The sequence below is a fragment of the Lentzea sp. JNUCC 0626 genome (genome assembly GCF_043632865.1).
In the GTDB taxonomy this organism is placed as follows: domain Bacteria; phylum Actinomycetota; class Actinomycetes; order Mycobacteriales; family Pseudonocardiaceae; genus Lentzea.
This window is the reverse complement of sequence record NZ_CP171635.1, coordinates 8,751,316-8,769,353: the sequence shown is the minus strand read 5'-3', so window position 1 is coordinate 8,769,353 and position 18,038 is coordinate 8,751,316. Positions and strand designations below refer to the sequence as shown.

The following is an 18,038-nucleotide window of genomic DNA, read 5'->3' as shown; positions in this document are numbered from 1 at the left end:
GCCTCTTGCAGGGATGATCCGTGGGTGAGCGACATCGAGCAGCAGCTCGTCACGGCGGCCCGCGACGGCATGATGCTGGAGTGCGACGAGCACGACGACCCGGTCCCGGCCGCGCTCATCAGGGACCTCCTGCTGGGTCGCCACGGTGAGCTCGACCCCACCGGAATCCAGCTGAAGGGTGCCCGGATCGAGGGCGTCCTCGACCTCGACCGGACGAAGCCCGCCGTCGGACTGGTGTTCCGGGACTGCACGATCGAGAAGCCGATCGAGGCCAGGTACGCGAGCCTGCCCGACCTCGTGTTCATCGGCGGCCGGTGCGCCGGGATCCACGCGGACGGTCTCCAGGTCAACGGGGATCTCCTGCTGCGCAACGGGGTCCGCCTCACCGGCGACGGCCTGCGCGGCACGATCAGACTGGTGGGCGGCCAGGTCGGCGGCGACTTCGACCTCAGCGGCGCGGAGATCACCAACACCACCGGCTCCGCGGTGAACGCGGACAACCTCAGGGTCGGCGGTCAGCTCACCGTGGAAGGCGCGACGCTCGTCGGGCACAGCGACCGCGCCGCGCTGTCGCTCATCGGCGCGCAGCTCGCCTCGAACCTGGTCGTGAAGGCCACGAAGATCACGAACGACGCCGGGCCGGCGTTGTCGCTCTCGTCCGCCACCGTCGGCGGCCACCTCCGGCTGGAGGAGGGCAACCGGCTCACCGCGGGTGGTGCGACGGAAGCGCTTCTGCTGCGCGGAATCCACGTGGCGGGGCAGGTGCAGCTGTCCGACACGGAGATCAGCAGCGCGAACGGGATGGGGCTGGACGCTTCCGACGTCCAGCTGGCCGGTTCCTTGCACCTGAAGCACGGGACGGTCATCACGGGACGGCACGCCGCCGGCGCGCTGGTGATGCTCGACGGCCGGGTCGGAGGGATCGTCGAGATCGTCGACGCGACCGTCACGAACAGCGACGACATCGCCGTGACCCTCGACCGCACGCAGATCGGCGGCTCGATGGCCGTGTTCGGGCGCACTCGGCTCGTCGCCGGCGGGGACGGCTGCGCGCTGAGCCTGAGCAACGTCCGGGTCGACGGCTGGTTCGGGTGCGGCGAGTCGGTCGCGCTGGAGGCGGCGTCGGAGTCGATGAACCTGCGGGGCATGACGGTCGGGGGCGTGGTGTGGTTGCCGCACACGGGCCTATGTCCCGACAGAGGACGTGGCAGCACGTGTGAGGGCAAAGCTCGTGTGCGTCTCAGCGACTTCACCTACTCATCGCTCTCGTCGATGTGGTACTGGGAAGAGTGGCTGCACGTCATCCGCTGTCACACGGCCACTTATCACGCCTCCGCCTACCAACGGTTCGCTGCGGTGGAACGGGCTGCCGGGCACGACGGGACCGTTCGGCAGATCCTGATGGCGCAGCAGACGGATCTGCGGCGGCGCAGCCCCGAGTCGCTGGGCGGGCGGCTGACGAGGTGGTTCCACTGGTTGTGGGGTGCGCTGGCCGGATACGGGTACCGGGCGCGGCGGACGGCGGCGGCGTTGCTGCTGGTGCTCGTGGTGGCCGGGGCGTTGGGCTGGTGGGCCGGGCAGGTTTCCACGCGACCTGGACACCTTGTGGCGGAACGGGTTGCGACGGCGCCCGTGGGAGCCGGGACGCCGTGCTCAACTGTGGAACTGGTTGGACTCGGGCTGGATCGCGGGTTGCCGTTGGCGATGACCGGGATGCGGGCTCGCTGCGACCTCGACACCGCTTCCAAGAAGGGCCAAGCGTTCACGGCGGCTATCTGGTTGGTGCAGATCGCCGTGTGGGGGTTGGCGACGCTCGCGTTGGCCGGGTACACGAACCTGGTGCGCAAGCCGGGCTGAAGTGACGGCTTATAGGGTTGTGTGGTGTTCACCGTTTCGGAGCGCGATCAGTTGCGTCGTGACCTCGTCAACGCCGCCGACACCGATCCGCGGGTGGTCGGGGCCGCGTTGACCGGGTCGGCCGCGGTGGGCGAGGAGGACCGGTGGTCCGACATCGACTTCGCGCTGTCGGTCGAACGTGATCTCGATGCCGTGGTGGACGACTGGACCGCGCTGATGTACGCGTGCGGGGCTGTCAGTCACCTCGACGTGCGGCGCGGGACCGTGTTGTTCCGGGTGTTCCTGATGCAGTCGACGTTGCAGGTCGACGTGGCCTTCTGGCCGTCGGGCGAGTTCGGGGCGACCGGGCCGACGTTCAAGCTGTTGTTCGGCGAGGCCAACGAGATTCCGCACGCGCGGCAGCCCGGCCGGGACGGACTCGTTGGCATGGCGTGGTTGTACGCGTTGCACGTGCGGTCGGCGATCGCGCGCGGACGGGTGTGGCAGGCCGTGCACATGCTCAACGGGATGCGGGACAACGTGATGTCCCTGTGGTGCCTGCGCGAGGGTGTGAACGCGGTGCAGGGGCGCGGGCTGCACGAGCTGCGCGACACACGGGCGTTCGACGGGACCCTGGTGCTGTCCACGCATCCGGACGAGCTGCGGCGGGCGTTCCAGGTGCTGACCGGGCTGCTGGCCGAGGAGATCACTGAGCCTGAGGTGCGGGAAGCCGTGCAGGCGCTGTCTCGCGCAGGAGCAGTCCGGCCGTGAGCAGGACCAGCACGGCCGCGCTGCCGTGCACCATGAGCGCGTAGCCCACCGTGCCGCCGTGCGTGATCACGGCCAGGCAGTCGCCGATCGGGATGATCGCGTCGGCGAGGATCACCCAGCCCAACGCCCTGCGGTGGCCCAGGAGCAGCAGGATCAGGGCGGTCAGGCCGTACGCGATGTCGCGCACGCCCTTCACGACGTAGTAGCCGGCCGGGTCGACGATGCCGAAGCCCGCCGCCGCGCCGTCGCCGTTGAGCAGGTAGCCGAGGCCGAACCAGAAGCCCGCGACGACCACCAGGGCTGCCATCACCGTGTTGAAGCGCATCTCTTCCTCCACTGACTGAAATCTAGCACTGCTAGCGACACGAGCGACGCTAACACTAGCCCGCTCGCATGTCTAGCAGTGCTAGATTTTCGAGCGTGAGCATTCAGAACCGGCGGGAGCGCGAGCGGGCCGAACGGCACCAGCTGATCATCGACGCGGCTCGGGACCTGGCCGAGAAAGAAGGATGGGACGCGGTCACGACGCGCAAGCTCGCCGAGAAGGTCGAGTACAGCCAGCCGGTGCTGTACAGCCACTTCAAGGGCAAGGACGCGATCGTCCGGGCGGTGGCGATCCAGGGCTGCGGCGACCTGGCACGGGAACTCAGGAAAGCCCGTCCATCACGAGGCGAGTCACGGCTGAGGGCGGCGGCGGAGGCGTACCTGCGGTTCGCGAGAGAGAGGCCCGCGCTCTACGACGCGATGTTCGTGCAGCAGTCCGACATCCCGTGGGGCACAGACGAGGTGCCGCAGGAACTGCTCGACGCGTTCGGCGAGCTCGTCGCCGCGGTCGAGCCGATCAGGGGCGATCGACACCTGGAGGCGTTGACGGAGGTCTTCTGGACCTCGTTGCACGGCATCGCGACGCTCGGGCAGGGCGCCAGGCTGCGCCCGCGGTACGACGACACCCGCCTCGACCTGCTGCTAGGTGCGCTCAGCCTGACAAAGGACGAACACGGGCTTTGAGCCGACGCGCGTCAGAACCACTGTCGCAGAAGCAGAACCGGCGAGCTTGAGGCGCTTGCGCAGGGTGTTCGGGTCGACGTCCAGCCCGCGCACCAGGATCTCCAGCACCCCGATCCCCCGCGCCTTCAGCAACGACTTGAGCGACTTCTCCGCGTAGTGCCCGTGTTCGAGCACGCGGAACGCCCGGATGCCCGGCGGCGGCACATCGCCGCTCAGATAGGCGATCCGCTCGTCGAGCTGCCACAACCCGTGCCGCGCCGCGTAATGCCGCACCAGCCCGGCCCGCACGACCGCACCGTCGGGGTCGATCAACCACGCACCCGGCGCCGCAACGGAACAGTCGTCGGGCTCGGCGTCGGTCAGCGTCCACGACGACGACCCGTGCAGCACCGAGGCACGCCGCGAAACCCCAGGCGTGGCCAGTCCACGCGTCCACAGACACGCCTCGCGCACCGCGCCGTCCAGCGACACGACCTCGATCTCGTCAGCCCACGGCGCCACCGCGAAGTCGATGCCGGGCGCGCACTTCACCGCGAGATCCACCCCGGCGTACACCTCGGACAACTCGTCCAACGGCGGCACGAAGTCCGAAGGATTCCACTTCCGGCGGCCGGACGAGTCACGCCGAGCCGGATCAGCCGTCACCGCCGAAGCACGCGAGACCGGCCGCAACGCATCGGCGATCAGCACCGGCGCACCCGGAACGTTGTTGCGCGCCATGGCAACCCGCACCGGATCAAGATCCGAGCCGACGCACACCGAAGCCACCGAACTCAACGCGAAAAGGTCCGCACCAACGGAACACGTCACGTCGTGCACGGACCGGCCGGCGAACCGCAGAGCGCGATGCCGGGCAACCGCCGATGCCGTCGCCTGCTGCAGAGCGTCGTCGGTGAAGAGCCACGACCCAGCCGAGTCCAGTTTGGACACGGCACGACGCCGCAGCAGCACCGTTTCCACGACTGGCGCGAACGACGGCCCCAGCAACCGGCGGGCGTGCTCGACGTCCCGCACCCGCGAGGAGTCCGAAAAGGACAACGAGTTCACCGCGGCCAACGCGGAGATCCCGGCGGAAGAGCGCAGGAACGCCACGTCCTCCGCGGTGAACGCGTACCCCACTTACGAAGACTTCCTACCGGTGATCGACACGTTGTAGAACACCTCGCGCGGCAGCACCTTCGAGAGCACGTTCTGGTCGACCCACGAGAGGTTCTGCCAGGTGCGGTAGGCGAACATCGCCCACCCGAACCCGAGCTTCTCGCGCGGCACCGCGGCCTCGAACGTCCGCACCGGCCACCCGAACAACGCGGCAGACAGCTCGTCCGTCACCGCGTGGACCTCGACCGCACCGGCACGACGAGCCGTCGCCTCCAGCTGGTCCGGGTCGAACGTGTGCAGGTCGACCACGGCCTCCAGCGCGGCGGCGCGGGACGACTCGTCCAGCTCCTCCTGCGGACGCCGCCAGGAACCCAGCGCCGGCAGGGCCTTGGTGACGTTGGTCGTCAGCCACCAGGTCGCCTGGCCGAGCTTGCGCGCGTAGAAGTTGCCGATGTTCGTCGGGTCACCGGCGAACACGAACTTGCCGCCGGGCTTGAGCACCCGCAGCACCTCGCGCATCGCCGACTCGACGTCCGGGATGTGGTGCAGCACCGCGTGCCCGACGACGAGGTCGAACGTGTTGTCCTCGTACGGGATCCGCTCGGCGTCGGCCACCCGGCCGTCCACGTCGAGCCCGAGGTGCGAGGCGTTGCGCAGCGCGACCTCGACCATGCCGGGCGACAGGTCGGTGACCGAGCCCTTCTTGATCACGTCGCCCTGCATCAGGTTCAGCAGGAAGAAGCCGGTGCCACAGCCCAGTTCCAGCGCGTGCTCGTACGGGCCGACGTCACCCGCGGCGGCACGGAACCGGTCCGTGGCGTAAGTGATGCAGCGGTCGTCGTAGGAGATCGACCACTTCTCGTCGTACGTGCCCGCTTCCCAGTCGTGGTAGAGCACCTGGGCGAGCTTGGTGTCCTTGTACGCCGCCTCGACCTCTTCGGCGGTCGCGTGGGGGTTGGGTGCCGGGTCAGTTGCCACTGAACTTCGCCTTTCCGGGACCGTTCTCGATGAACGACTCCACGCCCGCCTTCTTGTCCTCGGTCGCGAACAACGCCGCGAAGAGGTGGCTCTCCAGCTTGAGACCCGACTCGAGGTCGGTGTCGAGGCCGCCGTCGACGGCGGCCTTCGTCGCGGCCAGCGCGAGCACCGGCCCGTTCACGAACTGCTTCGCCCAGCGCACAGCCGCCGCGTACACGTCGTCCGGCGCCACGACCTCGTCGACCATGCCGAGCTCCAACGCCTCCTGGGCGCCGACGAACCGGCCGGTGTAGAGCAGGTCCTTGGTCTTGGACGGACCGATCAACCGGGCGAGGCGCTGCGTGCCGCCACCGCCGGGGATCAGGCCGAGCAGGATCTCGGGCTGGCCGACCTTCGCGTTGTCACCGGCGATCCGACGATCGCAGCCGAGCGCGACCTCGAACCCGCCGCCGAGCGCGTAGCCCGTGATCGCGGCGACCGTCGGCTTCGGCACCGAGGCCAGCGCGCCGAGGGCGTCGGACAGGCCCTTGGCCCGCAACGTCATCTCGGCGTGGGAGATCTGCGCGAACTCCTTGACGTCCGCACCGGCCGCGAACACCTTCTCGCCGCCGTACACGATCACCGCGTAGACGTCGGAACGCTCGGAGGCCTCCTTGGCGGCGGCCTGGAGCTCGGTCTGCACCTGCCGGTTCAGGGCGTTCATCGGCGGCCGCTCCAGGCGGATCGTGCCGATCCCGTCCTCGACGTCGAGCCTCACGAACTCAGCCATTAAGGGCGCCTCCTCGATGAGTAACAGCTGACCGTACGTTACCCGTCAGTAGTTGCGAGTTCGCGTCGGTCGTCCGGTCAACCGCCGGTGCCGGATTCGGCGAAGCCCAATTCGGTGCCGGCGATTGGCCGGACGACCGACTTCCCGGCGAACTCGCCGCCGTCTGCGGAGCAGCGGCCAAAAACGCAGTAGCTTGTCAGACCTTCCGGCGGGCGAAGAAGCGGTCCCCTGCCTTCTGCAGCTCCAGGTCCTGCCCGAACGTCTTCGAGAGGTTCTCCTCGGTCAGCACGTCGTCCAGCAGACCCTGCGCCACGATCGAGCCCTCACGCAGCAGCAGAGCGTGCGTGAAGCCCGGCGGGATCTCCTCCACGTGGTGCGTGACCAGCACCATCGCGGGCGCGTCCGGGTCGAGTGCGAGCTCGGAGAGCTTCTCGACCAGGTCCTCGCGGCCACCCAGGTCCAGCCCGGCGGCCGGCTCGTCGAGCAGCAGCATCTCCGGGTCGGTCATCAACGCGCGGGCGATCAGCGTGCGCTTGCGCTCGCCCTCGCTGAGCGTGCCGTAGAGGCGGTCGGCGAGGTGCTCCATGCCGAGGGTGCCGAGCAGCTCGCGGGCGCGGTCCGTGTCCTGCTTGCCGTACTCCTCGCGCCACCGGCCGAGCACCGCGTAGCCCGCGGACACAACGAGGTCGACGACCGTCTCGTCGGGCGGGATGCGGCCACCGAGCGCGGCCGAGCAGAGTCCGATTCGGGGCTTGAGCTCCTGCACGTCCGTTTTGCCCAGGCGTTCACCCAGGAGGTGGACCTTGCCCTTGGTCGGGTGCAGGTCGGCGCTGGAGAGCCGTAGCAGGGTGGTCTTGCCGGCCCCGTTCGGGCCCAGCACCACCCAGCGCTCGTCCAGTTCCACGCTCCAGTCGATGTTTCCGACCAGCGTGTTCTTGCCTCGGCGGACCGACACGCCCGCCATGTGCACGACCAGATCTGTCACGTCGACGTCCGCCACACCCCCATTCTTCCGAACGGCCCCTGGGCGACCACTCATCGGGGTGTCCCTCGCCGCTGCGCCGCCTGTGTGAACTCTCAAGTTTTTTGTCGGTTCCGGATGCCAAGATCGGAGCATGGCTACTCGACCCGAGTCCGAGGTGCTGGCAGGCCGACCGTTCCCGCTGGGGGCACACGCCGAGGCAGGCGGTGTCCGCTTCGCGGTGACCTCGCACGTCGCCGACGCGGTCGAGGTGTGCCTCGTGGACGACGACGGCACCGAGAAACGGGTCGAGCTGACCGAACGGACGTTCGGCGTCTGGCACGGTCTGGTGCCCGGCGTCACGCCCGGCCAGCGGTACGGCTTCCGGGTGCACGGGCCGTACGACGCGGGCCGCGGGCTGCGCTGCAACCCGGCCAAGTTGCTGGTCGACCCGTACGCGCGGCAGATCGAGGGGCGGATCACGAACCTCGAGGCGTCGCTCGGGTACGTCGGCGACCCGATGCACGGCCCGCCGTCGGCGATCGACTCGCTCGGCTCCGTGCCGCTCTCCGTCGTGAGCTCGCCGGGTGGCGCGGACACGGGCGTGAAGCCCGAGGTGCCGTTCGAAGAGGCCGTGATCTACGAGATGCACGTCAAGGGGTTCACGAAGAACCACCCGGAGATCCCGGAGAAGTTGCGCGGCACGTACCTCGGCCTCGCGCACCCGGCCGCGATCGAGCACCTGGCCCGGCTGGGCGTCACGTCCGTCGAACTGCTGCCTGTGCAGGCGTTCCAGGACGAGCCGTCGCTCATCAGCCGCGGCGCGAGCAACTACTGGGGCTACTCGCCGTTGGGCTACTGCGCGCCGCACGCCGCGTACGCGAGCGAGCCGGGCAACGAGATCCAGGAGTTCCGCACGATGGTCGCGGCGATGCACGCGGCGAACATCGAGGTGCTGATCGACGTCGTCTACAACCACACCTGCGAGGGCGGTCCGGACGGGCCGACGATCTGCTTCCGCGGCTACGACGCGCCGGGCTACTACCTGCACGCGGGCGGCGGCAGCACGGTCGACATCACGGGCTGCGGCAACACGCTGGACGCCGGGTCGCCTCAGGTCGTGCGGCTGGTCACCGACTCGTTGCGGTACTGGGCGGAGGAGATGGGCGTCGACGGGTTCCGGTTCGACCTCGCCTCGACCATGGGCCGGCCGGGCGGCGGGTTCTTCGACCGCGACTCGGCGCTGCTGACCGCGATCACGACGGACCCGGTGCTGTGCCGGTCGAAGCTGATCGCGGAGCCGTGGGACGCGACGGGTGACGGGTACCGGGTCGGCGACTTCGGCGTGCAGTGGGCGGAGTGGAACGGCCGTTATCGCGACACCGTCCGGGATTTCTGGCGCGGCCACACGTCCGTGCGCGACCTCGCGTACCGGCTGTCCGGCTCGTCCGACCTCTACGCGGACGACCTGCGCCGGCCCTGGCAGTCGATCAACTTCATCACCGCGCACGACGGCTTCACACTGCGGGACCTGGTGTCGTACAACGACAAGCACAACGAGGAGAACGGCGAGCAGAACCGCGACGGCACCAACGACAACAGGTCGTGGAACTGCGGCGCCGAGGGTGAGACCGACGACCAGGAAGTCCTCGTGCTGCGGGCGAAGCAGGCGCGGAACCTGCTCGCGACGCTGCTGCTGTCGACGGGCACGCCGATGATGACGGCGGGCGACGAGATGTGGCGCACCCAGGGCGGCAACAACAACCCGTACTGCCTCGACAACCCCGTGTCGTGGGTGGACTGGACGACCAGCGACGCCGGTGAGGCGTTGCTCGGCTTCACCCAGCGGCTGATCGACCTGCGCGCGTCGTCGCCGGCGCTGCGGCAGCCCGAGTTCTTCGAGGGCCGCACGACGCCGAGCGGCAACCCCGACCTGGTGTGGTTCCGGCCGGACGGGCACGAGATGGCCGAGACCGACTGGTTCGACGAGGGGCGCCGCACGCTCGGCATGTTCATCGACGGCTCGAACTGCCTGTCGCGCACGCGGGACGGTGAGCTCGTGTCCGACGACTCGTGGCTGATGCTGATGCACGCCGGTGCGGACGCCATCAGCGTGACGCTTCCGCACGAGCGCTACGGGCCGTCGTACGAACCGTTCCTCGACACGACGACGGTGGACGGTTCCCCCGCGAATCCCGGTTCTCTCGCTCCACGTGGGACGTTGACGGTGGCGGCGCGGTCGTTGCTGCTGCTCCGCATCCCGCGCTGAGAAGGCTTTGCGCCCATTTGGCTCTGTGTCAGACGTTCTTCCGCCAAATGGACGCTCTAGCCACACTCTGAGTGCGTCTGGCACCATCACGCTCGTGGTCGTCTACTGCTGGACAGACCGCACGATCGACTTCGTACTCGTGGCGTCGTGCGCGTGTAGGCCGACGCGACGCACGCGCTGACAAAAAGCGCCCTGCGTCGCGTCTGAGTCGCTACCCCAAAGACGACGCGGCCTTCAGGAGCGAGTGCGTGACTTCGACGTATGCAGATCAAGATCAATTCGACCTCCACCCGGCGCTGGACAGCAGGTTGCTGCGCGACGTGATCCACCCGTCGCGTGACCTGTGGACGCCCCGCGAGCTGCGCGACCTGACGTCGTTCGTGGCGAGCGAACTCACCACCGGGCTGCTCCAGATCCTCGACTACTCGACCGATCACCGCTGGTGGGCGCGCCTCGGGCTGACCGAGGGCGTCGAGCTGTGGCTGCTGTCGTGGCTGCCGGGGCAGAGCACCGAACCGCACGACCACGGCGGGTCCGCCGGGTCGTTCACGGTGCTCAAGGGCGCGGTGCGGGAGGAGTACCGGTATCCCGCCGGGCCGATCAGGTCCGCCGTCCGCAACACCGGCGACGCGCTGGGCTTCGGTTCCGGACGGGCGCACCAGGTGCTGAACACGTTCGACGTGCCGGCCGCGACCGTGCACGCCTACTCGCCGCCGCTGGTGCCGACGCGCGAGTACGCGTCGTTGCTCGACATCCCCGACTCGATCCCGCCGCTGCCCGCACAACGCCTGCCGCTCGCGGAACTCCGTCAGCTGGCCGACCTGGAGGGCCCGTGAGCAAGCTCGACACCATCCTCGACGAGGCCCGGTCGCACCTGAAGCGGCTGGAGCCGCAGGAGGTGCTGGCGCTGGAAGACGTGCTGGTCGTGGACATCCGGCCCGCGCACAACCGGCTGGCCGAGGGCGAGATCGAGAACTCCGTCGTGGTCGAGCGGATCGTGCTGGAGTGGCGGCTCGACCCGGAGGGCGACTTCCGGCTGCCGGGGTTCACCGCGGACACCACCGTCGTCGTGGTCTGCAACGAGGGGTACTCGTCGTCGCTCGCGGCCCGCGACCTGCAACGCGTCGGGCTGCCGCACGCGACGGACCTGGTCGGCGGGTTCCGCGGCTGGCGGGCGGCCGGGCTGCCGATCCGCGAGGGCGGCTCGCAGCCGGTGGTCTGAGCTCGGAACCCCGGTCGCGCCGGTAGCGTCTGCTGACCGTGACTGTTGTGCGCTGGGTCGTGACGGCCCTGGTCGTGGCCGGAACGATCGCCTGGACCCTCTCGGAGTTCTACCTCGGGCTGGCCGGCGCGCTGGTTGGGCTCGTGCTCGAACTGATGGCGGTGCAGGCGGGGCTGGCGCTCGGCGCCGTCCTCTTCGGACTCCGGATCACGCACCTGATCATCGGACTGGGCGGCGAGCTCAGGTCGTGGACGTGGACCCACCAGCGGCTGGTGCTGCGCAAGATCCCGGTCCTGGCGACCGTGGGGATCAGCGGGCTGAAGCCGGGCGTGCGGCGGCGGACCGTCCTCAACGGAGTGTTCGCGATCGTGTTCAGCGCGGTCGTCGCCGGGCTGACGTGGCTCGCCGTCGGGTCGTCGTTCGGCAAGGGCATGGCGCTCGCGACCACGGCCTGCTTCCTGCTGCAGCTCGCGCCGTTCGAGAAGCCCGGCCACACGAGCCTCGGCTGGTACGTCTTCACGCTGCCGCGGATGACCGGGCGGCCGCTCGGTGAGCTGGAGGCACGGCCGCGCGTGGTCGCCGGCATGGACGCCTACCAGCGCGGCGACGTCGACGAGGCCGAGCGGATCTACGCGGAACTGGTCCAGGAACACCCCGAGCTGCTCACCGTCGTGGGGCTCAAGATCGTCACGTCGTGCGCCCGCGCGAAGTACCTCGAGGCGATGCAGACGGTGATCGGGCTGACCACGCGCCAGGACCTGAGCACGCGCGATCTGGCGTTCGTCATGGCCACCACGGCCGGGGTCGCGGTGCTGGCGGTCGAGGCCGGGCAGTTCCCCGCCGAGGTCGGGCTGGACACCGCGCGCAGCATGTTCGGCAACGCCTACCAGGCCGGATACCCGAAGCACCGGGCGAACGGGACGCTCGCGATCATGGCCCTGGTCGAGGGCGACACCGCGACGGCCCGGCAGCTCGCCGGATACTCGGCCGAGGCCAGCGAGAACGCCGTGGGGCGGGCCGACGACCTGATCACGATCGCGCGGGCGTGGATGGCGGACGGCGACAACGCGAAAGCCCGCGAGCTCGTGGCCGAAGCGCACGAGCTCGCGGGCTGGAGTCCGCGGGTGGCGGCGACCCGCGCCCGCCTGGAGATCAGCTGACCTGGGGAAGCCGACCGGTGGAGAGCCGGTGAGGCACCAGCTGAGATGCCAGACGAATCCTCCGGTCCCGGATCAGCCGGGGAAACCGGGCGAATTGTTGCCGTTCCCACCCGAGTTGCCGGCACCGACGTTGTTGCCGCCACCGCCGTTGCTGTTCCCGTTACCGCCGTTGTTGTTGTTTCCGACGTTGTTCCCGTTGCCTCCGATGTTGCCCGATCCGGTCACGTTGCCGTTGCCGGGAGTCCACGGGTTGTGCGACAGCGCGGTGATCGAGATGGGACCAACCAGCTGCGTGTCCAGCACGTCACGGCTCTGGGTCGGAGCGGCGTGCGCGGTCGACGCGAACAGTCCCATGCCTGCGATAGCGGCACCAAGGACGATTGCTTTCTTGATCATCTGCAGTTTTCCGTTCTTCGAGCAGCGGATCGAGCAAATTCAGGTTAACCACACTCGCGCTCGAATTACGAATCAGTCGCACCATTGTGTGCTTTACGCAAAAACCCTTGAACTGCGACAAATGGGTGACGTCGCAGCTCGTCCAGGTTATTCCGATCCAAACGGAATACTACTCTCCGCACACGGCAAAGGGCCCGTCACCGGGATCGGTGACGGGCCCTTTTCCACCCCGCGTGGAGAACTAGCTGTTCTGGATCGGCAGCGGCAGACCGGGCAGCGCGGGCAGGCCACCGGGAGGTGCCGGGAGGCCGCACTTGCTCAGCAGGTCGGTGACGGTCTTGAGCAAGGTGGTCAGCAAGCCGGTGAGTTTGCCGACGTCAGGAAGGGCGCCTCCGGCCGCGCCCAGCACCGTGCCGCCCAGTCCGGCGATCGTCGACACGAGGTTCAGCACGACCGGCAGGCACTGGTCGACCGGCCCGGCGTACTCGACGCCCTCCTTCACGGGGACCGGTACCGGCAGCCCACTGGTCGGCAACGCCGGTAGACAGCCAGAGCTCTGCAACGCTGTCACCAGACCGAGCATGTCGCCGATCAACGGTGTGACGGCGCCCACGTTGGGCAGAGGCAGCAGACTGCTGACGGTTTTCGTGAGCTTTCCGGCGAGGTCGGTGACGATACCGGCGCAGGCCGCCGGTAGTTCAGGAGCGGCTGGTGCCGCGCTGGCAGCCGGGATGGTCGAGGCGGTGAACAGTGCTGCGACGAGCGAGAGTGCGGTAATCGTTTTCTTCACGGCTACCTTCTTCCTCAATGCGCAATTCACTTGGAGCCGCCCCTGGAAATGCTTTCAGCTAATTCCGAAGCGGTTCATTCCATGCCGACGAGCGTAAGCCTGCATCTCGCCCCCTACCAGCGGAGATCGCGAATTCACCCACTCGAAAAAGGGGTCATTCGTTTGAGCGATGGGTATCGCGGGGCACACGCGTGGCGCTCGTTACGAGCAGTGAACAGGCAACAAGGAAGACGAACAGATCAGGGCATCCAGCTCGCTGTGGGCCAGCGAACCGGATGCCCTGTGTTGATCTCGTAAAAGGGTCAACTAGCCAGTACGACCCTGCCGAGTTCCGCCGACGTGGCCAGCAGGCCGTGCCTCGGCAGCACGCGCACGGTGTAGCCGAGCGCTCCGGCGTGCGGCAGGGGCACCTCGGCCTCGTAGTTGCCGTTGCCCGCGTAGTTCATCGGCGCGGACACGATGTCCTTCAGCTCGTCGGAGTCGTGCGACACCTTGCCGAGCACGACCTGGACGTCCACTTCGGACGGTTCCAGCCCTGCCAGTTCGACGCGGGCCCGCACGATGACCGGCGACCCGAGCACCGGCACCGACGAACCGCCGAGCACCAGGTCGCTGTCGAGCACCCGCACCCGCGTCCACGAGGCGCGCAGCCGGTGCCGGTACGCGGAGAGCTCCTTGGCGCCCCGGTAGCCCTCGCCGACGACGGTGTGCGCGGACGCGGCGGCCGGCGCGTAGTACGTCTCGACGTACTCGCGGACCATGCGCGAGGCCTGCACGACCGGCCCGAGCGAGGCCAGCGTGTGCCGGACCATCGACATCCAGCGGGTCGGCACGTCGTCCTCGCCGCGGTCGTAGAACAGCGGCGCGACCTGCTGGCCGAGCAGCTCGTAGAGGGCGTTGGCCTCCAGGTCGTCGCGGCGCACCGGGTCGTTCACGCCGTCCGCCGTCGGGATGGCCCAGCCGTTCGAGCCGTCGTACAGCTCGTCCCACCAGCCGTCCCGGATGGACAGGTTGAGGCCACCGTTCAACGCGCTCTTCATGCCGGACGTGCCGCACGCCTCGAGGGGACGCATCGGGTTGTTCAGCCACACGTCACAACCCCAGTACAGGTACCGGGCCATGGACATGTCGTAGTCCGGCAGGAACACGATCCTGTGCCGTACGCCCGCCTCGTCGGCGTAGCGCACGATCTGCTGGATGAGCGCCTTGCCACCGTCATCGGCCGGATGCGACTTGCCCGCGACAACGAGCTGCACGGGCCGTTCGGGGTGCAGGAGGAGGTTCCGCAGCCGTTCGGGGTCGCGCAACATGAGCGTGAGGCGCTTGTACGTCGGCACGCGCCGTGCGAAGCCCACGGTCAGCACGTTCGGGTCGAACACGCCGTCCGTCCAGCCCAGCTCCAGCGCCGACGCGCCGCGCTGCAACCACGACTCCCGCAGCCTGCGCCGCACCTCGTCCACGAGGCGGCCGCGCAACGTCGACCGGATCTCCCACAGCCCGGCGTCGGTGACCGGCTCGAACGCCCCGATGCCGAACCCGGACGTGTGGTTGTCCGCTTCGGACGCACCGAGCAGCTTGCTCATCTCGGCGGCGGCCCACGTCGGCCCGTGCACGCCGTTGGTGACCGACCCGATCGGCACCTCGGTGGTGTCGAAGCCCGGCCACAGCCCGCGGAACATGTCCCGGCTGACCTCACCGTGCAGTTTGGACACACCGTTGGCGCGCTGGGCGAGCCGCAGGCCCATGTGGGCCATGTTGAACATGCCGGGGTTGTCCTCGGCCCCGAGCGCGAGGATGCGCTGGGTGTTCACGCCGGGCACGAGGTTCTCGGCACCGAAGTAGTGCTGCACGAGGTCGACCGGGAACCGGTCGATGCCGGCGGGCACCGGCGTGTGCGTCGTGAACACCGCACCGGCGCGCGCGGCCGTGAGCGCCTGGTCGAAGTCGAGGCCGTCGTTGGTGATGTACTCGCGGATCCGCTCGAGCCCGAGGAACCCGGCGTGGCCTTCGTTGGTGTGGAACACCTCGGGCTGCGCGTGCCCGGTGAGCTCGCAGAAGGTCCGGACGGCCCGCACGCCACCGATGCCCGCGAGGATCTCCTGGCGGATCCGGTGGTTCTGGTCGCCGCCGTACAGCCGGTCCGTGACGCCGCGCAGGTCCTCGTCGTTCTGCTCCACGTCGGAGTCGAGCAGCAGCAGCGGAATCCGCCCGACCTGCGCCTTCCAGATCTTGGCGCGCAACATCCGGTCCCCCGGCATCGCCACGTGCACGAGCAGCGGCAGCCCGGACGGCTCGGTCAGCAACTCGAGCGGCAGCCCGCGCGGGTCCAGCACCGGGTAGTGCTCGATCTGCCAGCCGTCGAGCGACAGCGACTGCCGGAAGTACCCCGACCTGTACAGCAGGCCGACGGCGATGAGCGGCACGCCGAGGTCGCTGGCGGCCTTGAGGTGGTCGCCCGCGAGGATGCCGAGGCCGCCCGAGTAGTTCGGCAGCGCCTCGTGCACCCCGAACTCCATCGAGAAGTACGCGACGCTCGTGGGCAACGGCGTGTCCTTGGTGCTGCCGTGCTCACGCCGCTGGGCGATCTCGTCCTGCCGGCGCTGATACCAGCGCGGCCCTCCGACGTACCGCTCCAGATCTGTGGCGAGCGCGTGGACCTTGAGCAGGAACTGCTCGTCTCTCGCCAACGACTCCAGCTTCCCCGCGTCGACGACGGAGAGCAGGCGCAACGGGTCGCCACCGACCTCGGACCACACGCGGGGGTCGATCGAGGAGAAGAGTTCCTGCGTGGGCGGGTGCCACGTCCACCGCAGGTTGGTGGCGAGCGTGCTCAGTGCGGACAGGGGCTCCGGCAGGCTGGCTCGGACGGTGAACCGGCGAAGTGCTCGCATGACGAGGCAACTTACCTGCCACCCCTGAGGGGCTGACAACGTTCCCGGTCACACCTGCAACGACTTGCAGAACCGGTCAAGACGGGGCAGGGGGTGTGAGCTGGTCAGACGGCCCGGATGCCGGGTTTGCGGTGTTCGGTTCGCACCCGGTCCGGTGACGGCGCTCGCGGGTGGCGAGTTCGAGGTGAACGGTCCAGTCGGGACGCTCAAGGGCGACGGCGGGGTAGCGGCTTGGGGTGCGAACAGTCCGTTCGCACCCCAACCGAGAACAGTCAGGCGTACCCGCTCAGGCCGAGGCGAGCCCTACCGGTTCTCCCCGATGATCCGCAGCTTGTCCCCCTTGCCCGAGATGGCCAGCTGGTGCTCGACCGTGGAGGCCTTGTCCCCCTCCTTCTCGGTCAGCTTCAGCGCCGTCGTCACCGAGAAGTTGCCGTCGTCATCAGCGTCCACCAGCGGGTCGCCGATGAGCTCCACCTTGCTGTACTTGCCCCAGAACTCCCGCTCGCGTCCCAGGTCAGGCGCCTGATCGGGGGCCCAGTCGTTGCGGGCCGCGTCGACGTTCGACGGGAGCTTGGCGTAGTGCTGCCTCACGAAGGTGGCGACCTGGGCCGGGGTGAACGTCACGGGCGGCTTCGTGGAGGAGGGCGTGCTCGGCTTGGTCTGGGACGGGGTCTGCTTCTCGGTGGTCTGGGTCGGCGGCTGGGGAGACGGCTTGTCGGAGGTGGGGACGACGGCCTCCGAGGTCTTCTGCGTGGTGCTGGGGCCGGCGCCCGTGTTGTTGTCGTCCTTGCCCGACGTGATGATCCCGTAGGCGATGCCGGAGATCAGCAGGACGCCCAGAACGGCCGCGGCGATCGCGAGGCCTCGGTTCTTGCGGGGTTCGGGCTCGGGGCGGTCGTCGTAGTCGTCGTAGTCATCGTCGTAGTTCGACGGCAACGGGGCCGGCGGATGGGTGCGCGGCGGCGGGGGCATCGGGCGCTGGGTGCCGGGGTTGCCCATCGCGCCGGCGCCCATCACGGCGGTGCCGGCGGGCGGGGTCATCGGGCGCGGCGGGATCACGCGGGTCGTCGGGACGGGCTGGCCCGCGGCGATCGCCTTCAGCTCCTCGGCGGCCTGGGCCGCGGTGGGGCGTTGCGAGGGCTCGTTCGCGAGGAGGCGAACCAGGAGGCCGGTGAGCGGGCCCGAGCGGATCGGCGGGCGGGTTTCGCCGCGCGCCACCTTGTAGAGCAGGCCCAGGTCGTTCGTGCTCTTGCCGAACGGCGGTTCGCCCTCGGTCATCGCGTAGATCGTCGCGCCCAGCGAGAACACGTCGGACGGCGGTGCGGGCTCGGCGCCGCGGGCCAGTTCCGGGGCCAGGTACGCGGGCGTACCGGCGAGCATCCCGGTCTTCGTCACGGCCACGTCGCCCAAAGCGCGCGAAATGCCGAAGTCGGTGATCTTGACGGTGCCGTCGCGTCCAATGAGGACGTTGCCCGGCTTGATGTCGCGGTGCACGATGCCGGCGGCGTGGGCGGCGGCCAGTGCTCCGGCGGCCAGCGAACCGATGCGCGCGGCCTCCTGGGCGGGCATCGGGCCGCGTTCCAGGATCGAAGACAGGTTGCGGGACGGCAAATACTCCATGACAAGACAGGGCTTGCCGTCGTCCTCGACCACCACGTCGTACACGGCGATCGCGTTCGGGTGCTGCAAACGGGCCGCGATCCGGCCTTCACGCATGGCGCGCTGCACGGCCTCGTGGAACTCGTTCGACTCGACGTCGTTGAGAAGCAGCTGCTTGACCGCTACATCACGGTGCAGGAACTCGTCGCGTGCACGCCACACGACGCCCATGGCTCCGGCGCCGAGCTGGTCGAGCAGGACGTAGCGACCTCCAAGCTTGTTCACGCGCG

General features: G+C 69.0%; 16 protein-coding genes. 7 read left to right on the top strand and 9 right to left on the bottom strand.

Going from position 1 to position 18,038, the window contains the following annotated elements; all coding sequences use genetic code 11:
- Window positions 1-24: 24 nt before the first annotated feature.
- Together JNUCC0626_RS41040 and JNUCC0626_RS41035 are read left to right on the top strand one after the other, a co-directional pair.
- Complete coding sequence (locus JNUCC0626_RS41040) at window positions 25-1,857, top strand: hypothetical protein (RefSeq protein WP_394616036.1); 1,833 nt, start codon at window positions 25-27, stop codon at window positions 1,855-1,857.
- A gap of 24 nt (window positions 1,858-1,881) precedes the next feature.
- On the top strand, window positions 1,882-2,607 hold the full coding sequence (locus JNUCC0626_RS41035; RefSeq protein ID WP_394616035.1) for a nucleotidyltransferase domain-containing protein: 726 nt from the start codon (window positions 1,882-1,884) through the stop codon (window positions 2,605-2,607).
- Here JNUCC0626_RS41035 and JNUCC0626_RS41030 read toward each other — a convergent pair.
- Window positions 2,543-2,944, bottom strand: a complete 402-nt coding sequence (locus tag JNUCC0626_RS41030) for a DUF4267 domain-containing protein (protein WP_394616034.1) — start codon at window positions 2,942-2,944, stop codon at window positions 2,543-2,545. The genes JNUCC0626_RS41035 and JNUCC0626_RS41030 overlap by 65 nt on opposite strands.
- A gap of 83 nt (window positions 2,945-3,027) precedes the next feature.
- On the opposite strand from JNUCC0626_RS41030, the gene JNUCC0626_RS41025 reads away from it, so the two are divergent.
- Window positions 3,028-3,615 carry a TetR/AcrR family transcriptional regulator gene (locus JNUCC0626_RS41025; protein WP_394616033.1) on the top strand — a complete coding sequence of 196 codons (588 nt, stop codon included), beginning with the start codon at window positions 3,028-3,030 and terminating at the stop codon, window positions 3,613-3,615.
- Here the strand turns inward: JNUCC0626_RS41025 and JNUCC0626_RS41020 are convergent.
- The 4 genes from JNUCC0626_RS41020 to JNUCC0626_RS41005 form a co-directional block, all read right to left on the bottom strand.
- Entirely contained in the window at window positions 3,574-4,734 is a 1,161-nt protein-coding gene (locus tag JNUCC0626_RS41020) for a THUMP-like domain-containing protein (protein ID WP_394616032.1), read from the bottom strand. The genes JNUCC0626_RS41025 and JNUCC0626_RS41020 overlap by 42 nt on opposite strands.
- Entirely contained in the window at window positions 4,735-5,691 is a 957-nt protein-coding gene (locus JNUCC0626_RS41015; RefSeq protein ID WP_394616031.1) for a class I SAM-dependent methyltransferase, read from the bottom strand.
- Complete coding sequence (locus JNUCC0626_RS41010) at window positions 5,681-6,460, bottom strand: enoyl-CoA hydratase/isomerase family protein (RefSeq protein ID WP_394616030.1); 780 nt, start codon at window positions 6,458-6,460, stop codon at window positions 5,681-5,683. The genes JNUCC0626_RS41015 and JNUCC0626_RS41010 overlap by 11 nt, the downstream gene beginning before the upstream one ends.
- A 196-nt stretch (window positions 6,461-6,656) precedes the next feature.
- Window positions 6,657-7,499, bottom strand: a complete 843-nt coding sequence (locus JNUCC0626_RS41005) for an ABC transporter ATP-binding protein (protein ID WP_394616029.1) — start codon at window positions 7,497-7,499, stop codon at window positions 6,657-6,659.
- Between the two features lie 76 nt (window positions 7,500-7,575).
- Here JNUCC0626_RS41005 and glgX point away from each other — a divergent pair, with 76 nt between their 5' ends.
- The 4 genes from glgX (at window position 7,576) to JNUCC0626_RS40985 (ending at window position 12,072) form a co-directional block, all read left to right on the top strand.
- On the top strand, window positions 7,576-9,690 hold the full coding sequence (gene glgX / locus JNUCC0626_RS41000; RefSeq protein WP_394616028.1) for a glycogen debranching protein GlgX: 2,115 nt from the start codon (window positions 7,576-7,578) through the stop codon (window positions 9,688-9,690).
- 248 nt (window positions 9,691-9,938) lie between these two features.
- Window positions 9,939-10,526 carry a cysteine dioxygenase gene (locus tag JNUCC0626_RS40995; RefSeq protein ID WP_394616027.1) on the top strand — a complete coding sequence of 196 codons (588 nt, stop codon included), beginning with the start codon at window positions 9,939-9,941 and terminating at the stop codon, window positions 10,524-10,526.
- A complete protein-coding gene (locus JNUCC0626_RS40990; protein ID WP_394616026.1) occupies window positions 10,523-10,912 on the top strand; it encodes a rhodanese-like domain-containing protein in 390 nt (129 codons plus the stop codon). Before JNUCC0626_RS40995 ends, JNUCC0626_RS40990 begins: the two co-directional genes overlap by 4 nt.
- 38 nt (window positions 10,913-10,950) lie before the next feature.
- Window positions 10,951-12,072: a hypothetical protein gene (locus JNUCC0626_RS40985; protein ID WP_394616025.1), complete on the top strand. Its 1,122-nt coding sequence runs from the start codon at window positions 10,951-10,953 to the stop codon at window positions 12,070-12,072.
- 72 nt (window positions 12,073-12,144) lie between these two features.
- Here JNUCC0626_RS40985 and JNUCC0626_RS40980 read toward each other — a convergent pair whose 3' ends face one another.
- The 4 genes from JNUCC0626_RS40980 to JNUCC0626_RS40965 all read right to left on the bottom strand — a co-directional run bounded on the left by JNUCC0626_RS40980 (window position 12,145) and on the right by JNUCC0626_RS40965 (window position 18,033).
- Entirely contained in the window at window positions 12,145-12,468 is a 324-nt protein-coding gene (locus tag JNUCC0626_RS40980) for a hypothetical protein (protein WP_285646903.1), read from the bottom strand.
- A 241-nt stretch (window positions 12,469-12,709) separates the two neighbouring features.
- A complete protein-coding gene (locus JNUCC0626_RS40975) occupies window positions 12,710-13,258 on the bottom strand; it encodes a hypothetical protein (RefSeq protein ID WP_394616024.1) in 549 nt (182 codons plus the stop codon).
- Between the two features lie 302 nt (window positions 13,259-13,560).
- On the bottom strand, window positions 13,561-16,149 hold the full coding sequence (gene glgP / locus JNUCC0626_RS40970; RefSeq protein WP_394616023.1) for an alpha-glucan family phosphorylase: 2,589 nt from the start codon (window positions 16,147-16,149) through the stop codon (window positions 13,561-13,563).
- Window positions 16,150-16,452: 303 nt separating this feature from the next.
- The gene (locus JNUCC0626_RS40965; RefSeq protein WP_394616022.1) at window positions 16,453-18,033 is read right to left on the bottom strand and encodes a serine/threonine-protein kinase; all 1,581 of its coding nucleotides are present in this window, start codon (window positions 18,031-18,033) and stop codon (window positions 16,453-16,455) included.
- Window positions 18,034-18,038 lie beyond the last annotated feature (5 nt).

What these genes read in the sequence shown, in the direction of transcription:
- JNUCC0626_RS41010 (WP_394616030.1), bottom strand. Translation starts at nt 6,460, where the DNA reads ATGGCTGAGTTCGTGAGGCTCGACGTCGAGGACGGGATCGGCACGATC.
- JNUCC0626_RS41005 (WP_394616029.1), bottom strand. Translation starts at nt 7,499, where the DNA reads ATGAGTGGTCGCCCAGGGGCCGTTCGGAAGAATGGGGGTGTGGCGGAC.
- glgX (WP_394616028.1), top strand. Translation starts at nt 7,576, where the DNA reads ATGGCTACTCGACCCGAGTCCGAGGTGCTGGCAGGCCGACCGTTCCCG.
- JNUCC0626_RS40980 (WP_285646903.1), bottom strand. Translation starts at nt 12,468, where the DNA reads ATGATCAAGAAAGCAATCGTCCTTGGTGCCGCTATCGCAGGCATGGGA.
- glgP (WP_394616023.1), bottom strand. Translation starts at nt 16,149, where the DNA reads ATGCGAGCACTTCGCCGGTTCACCGTCCGAGCCAGCCTGCCGGAGCCC.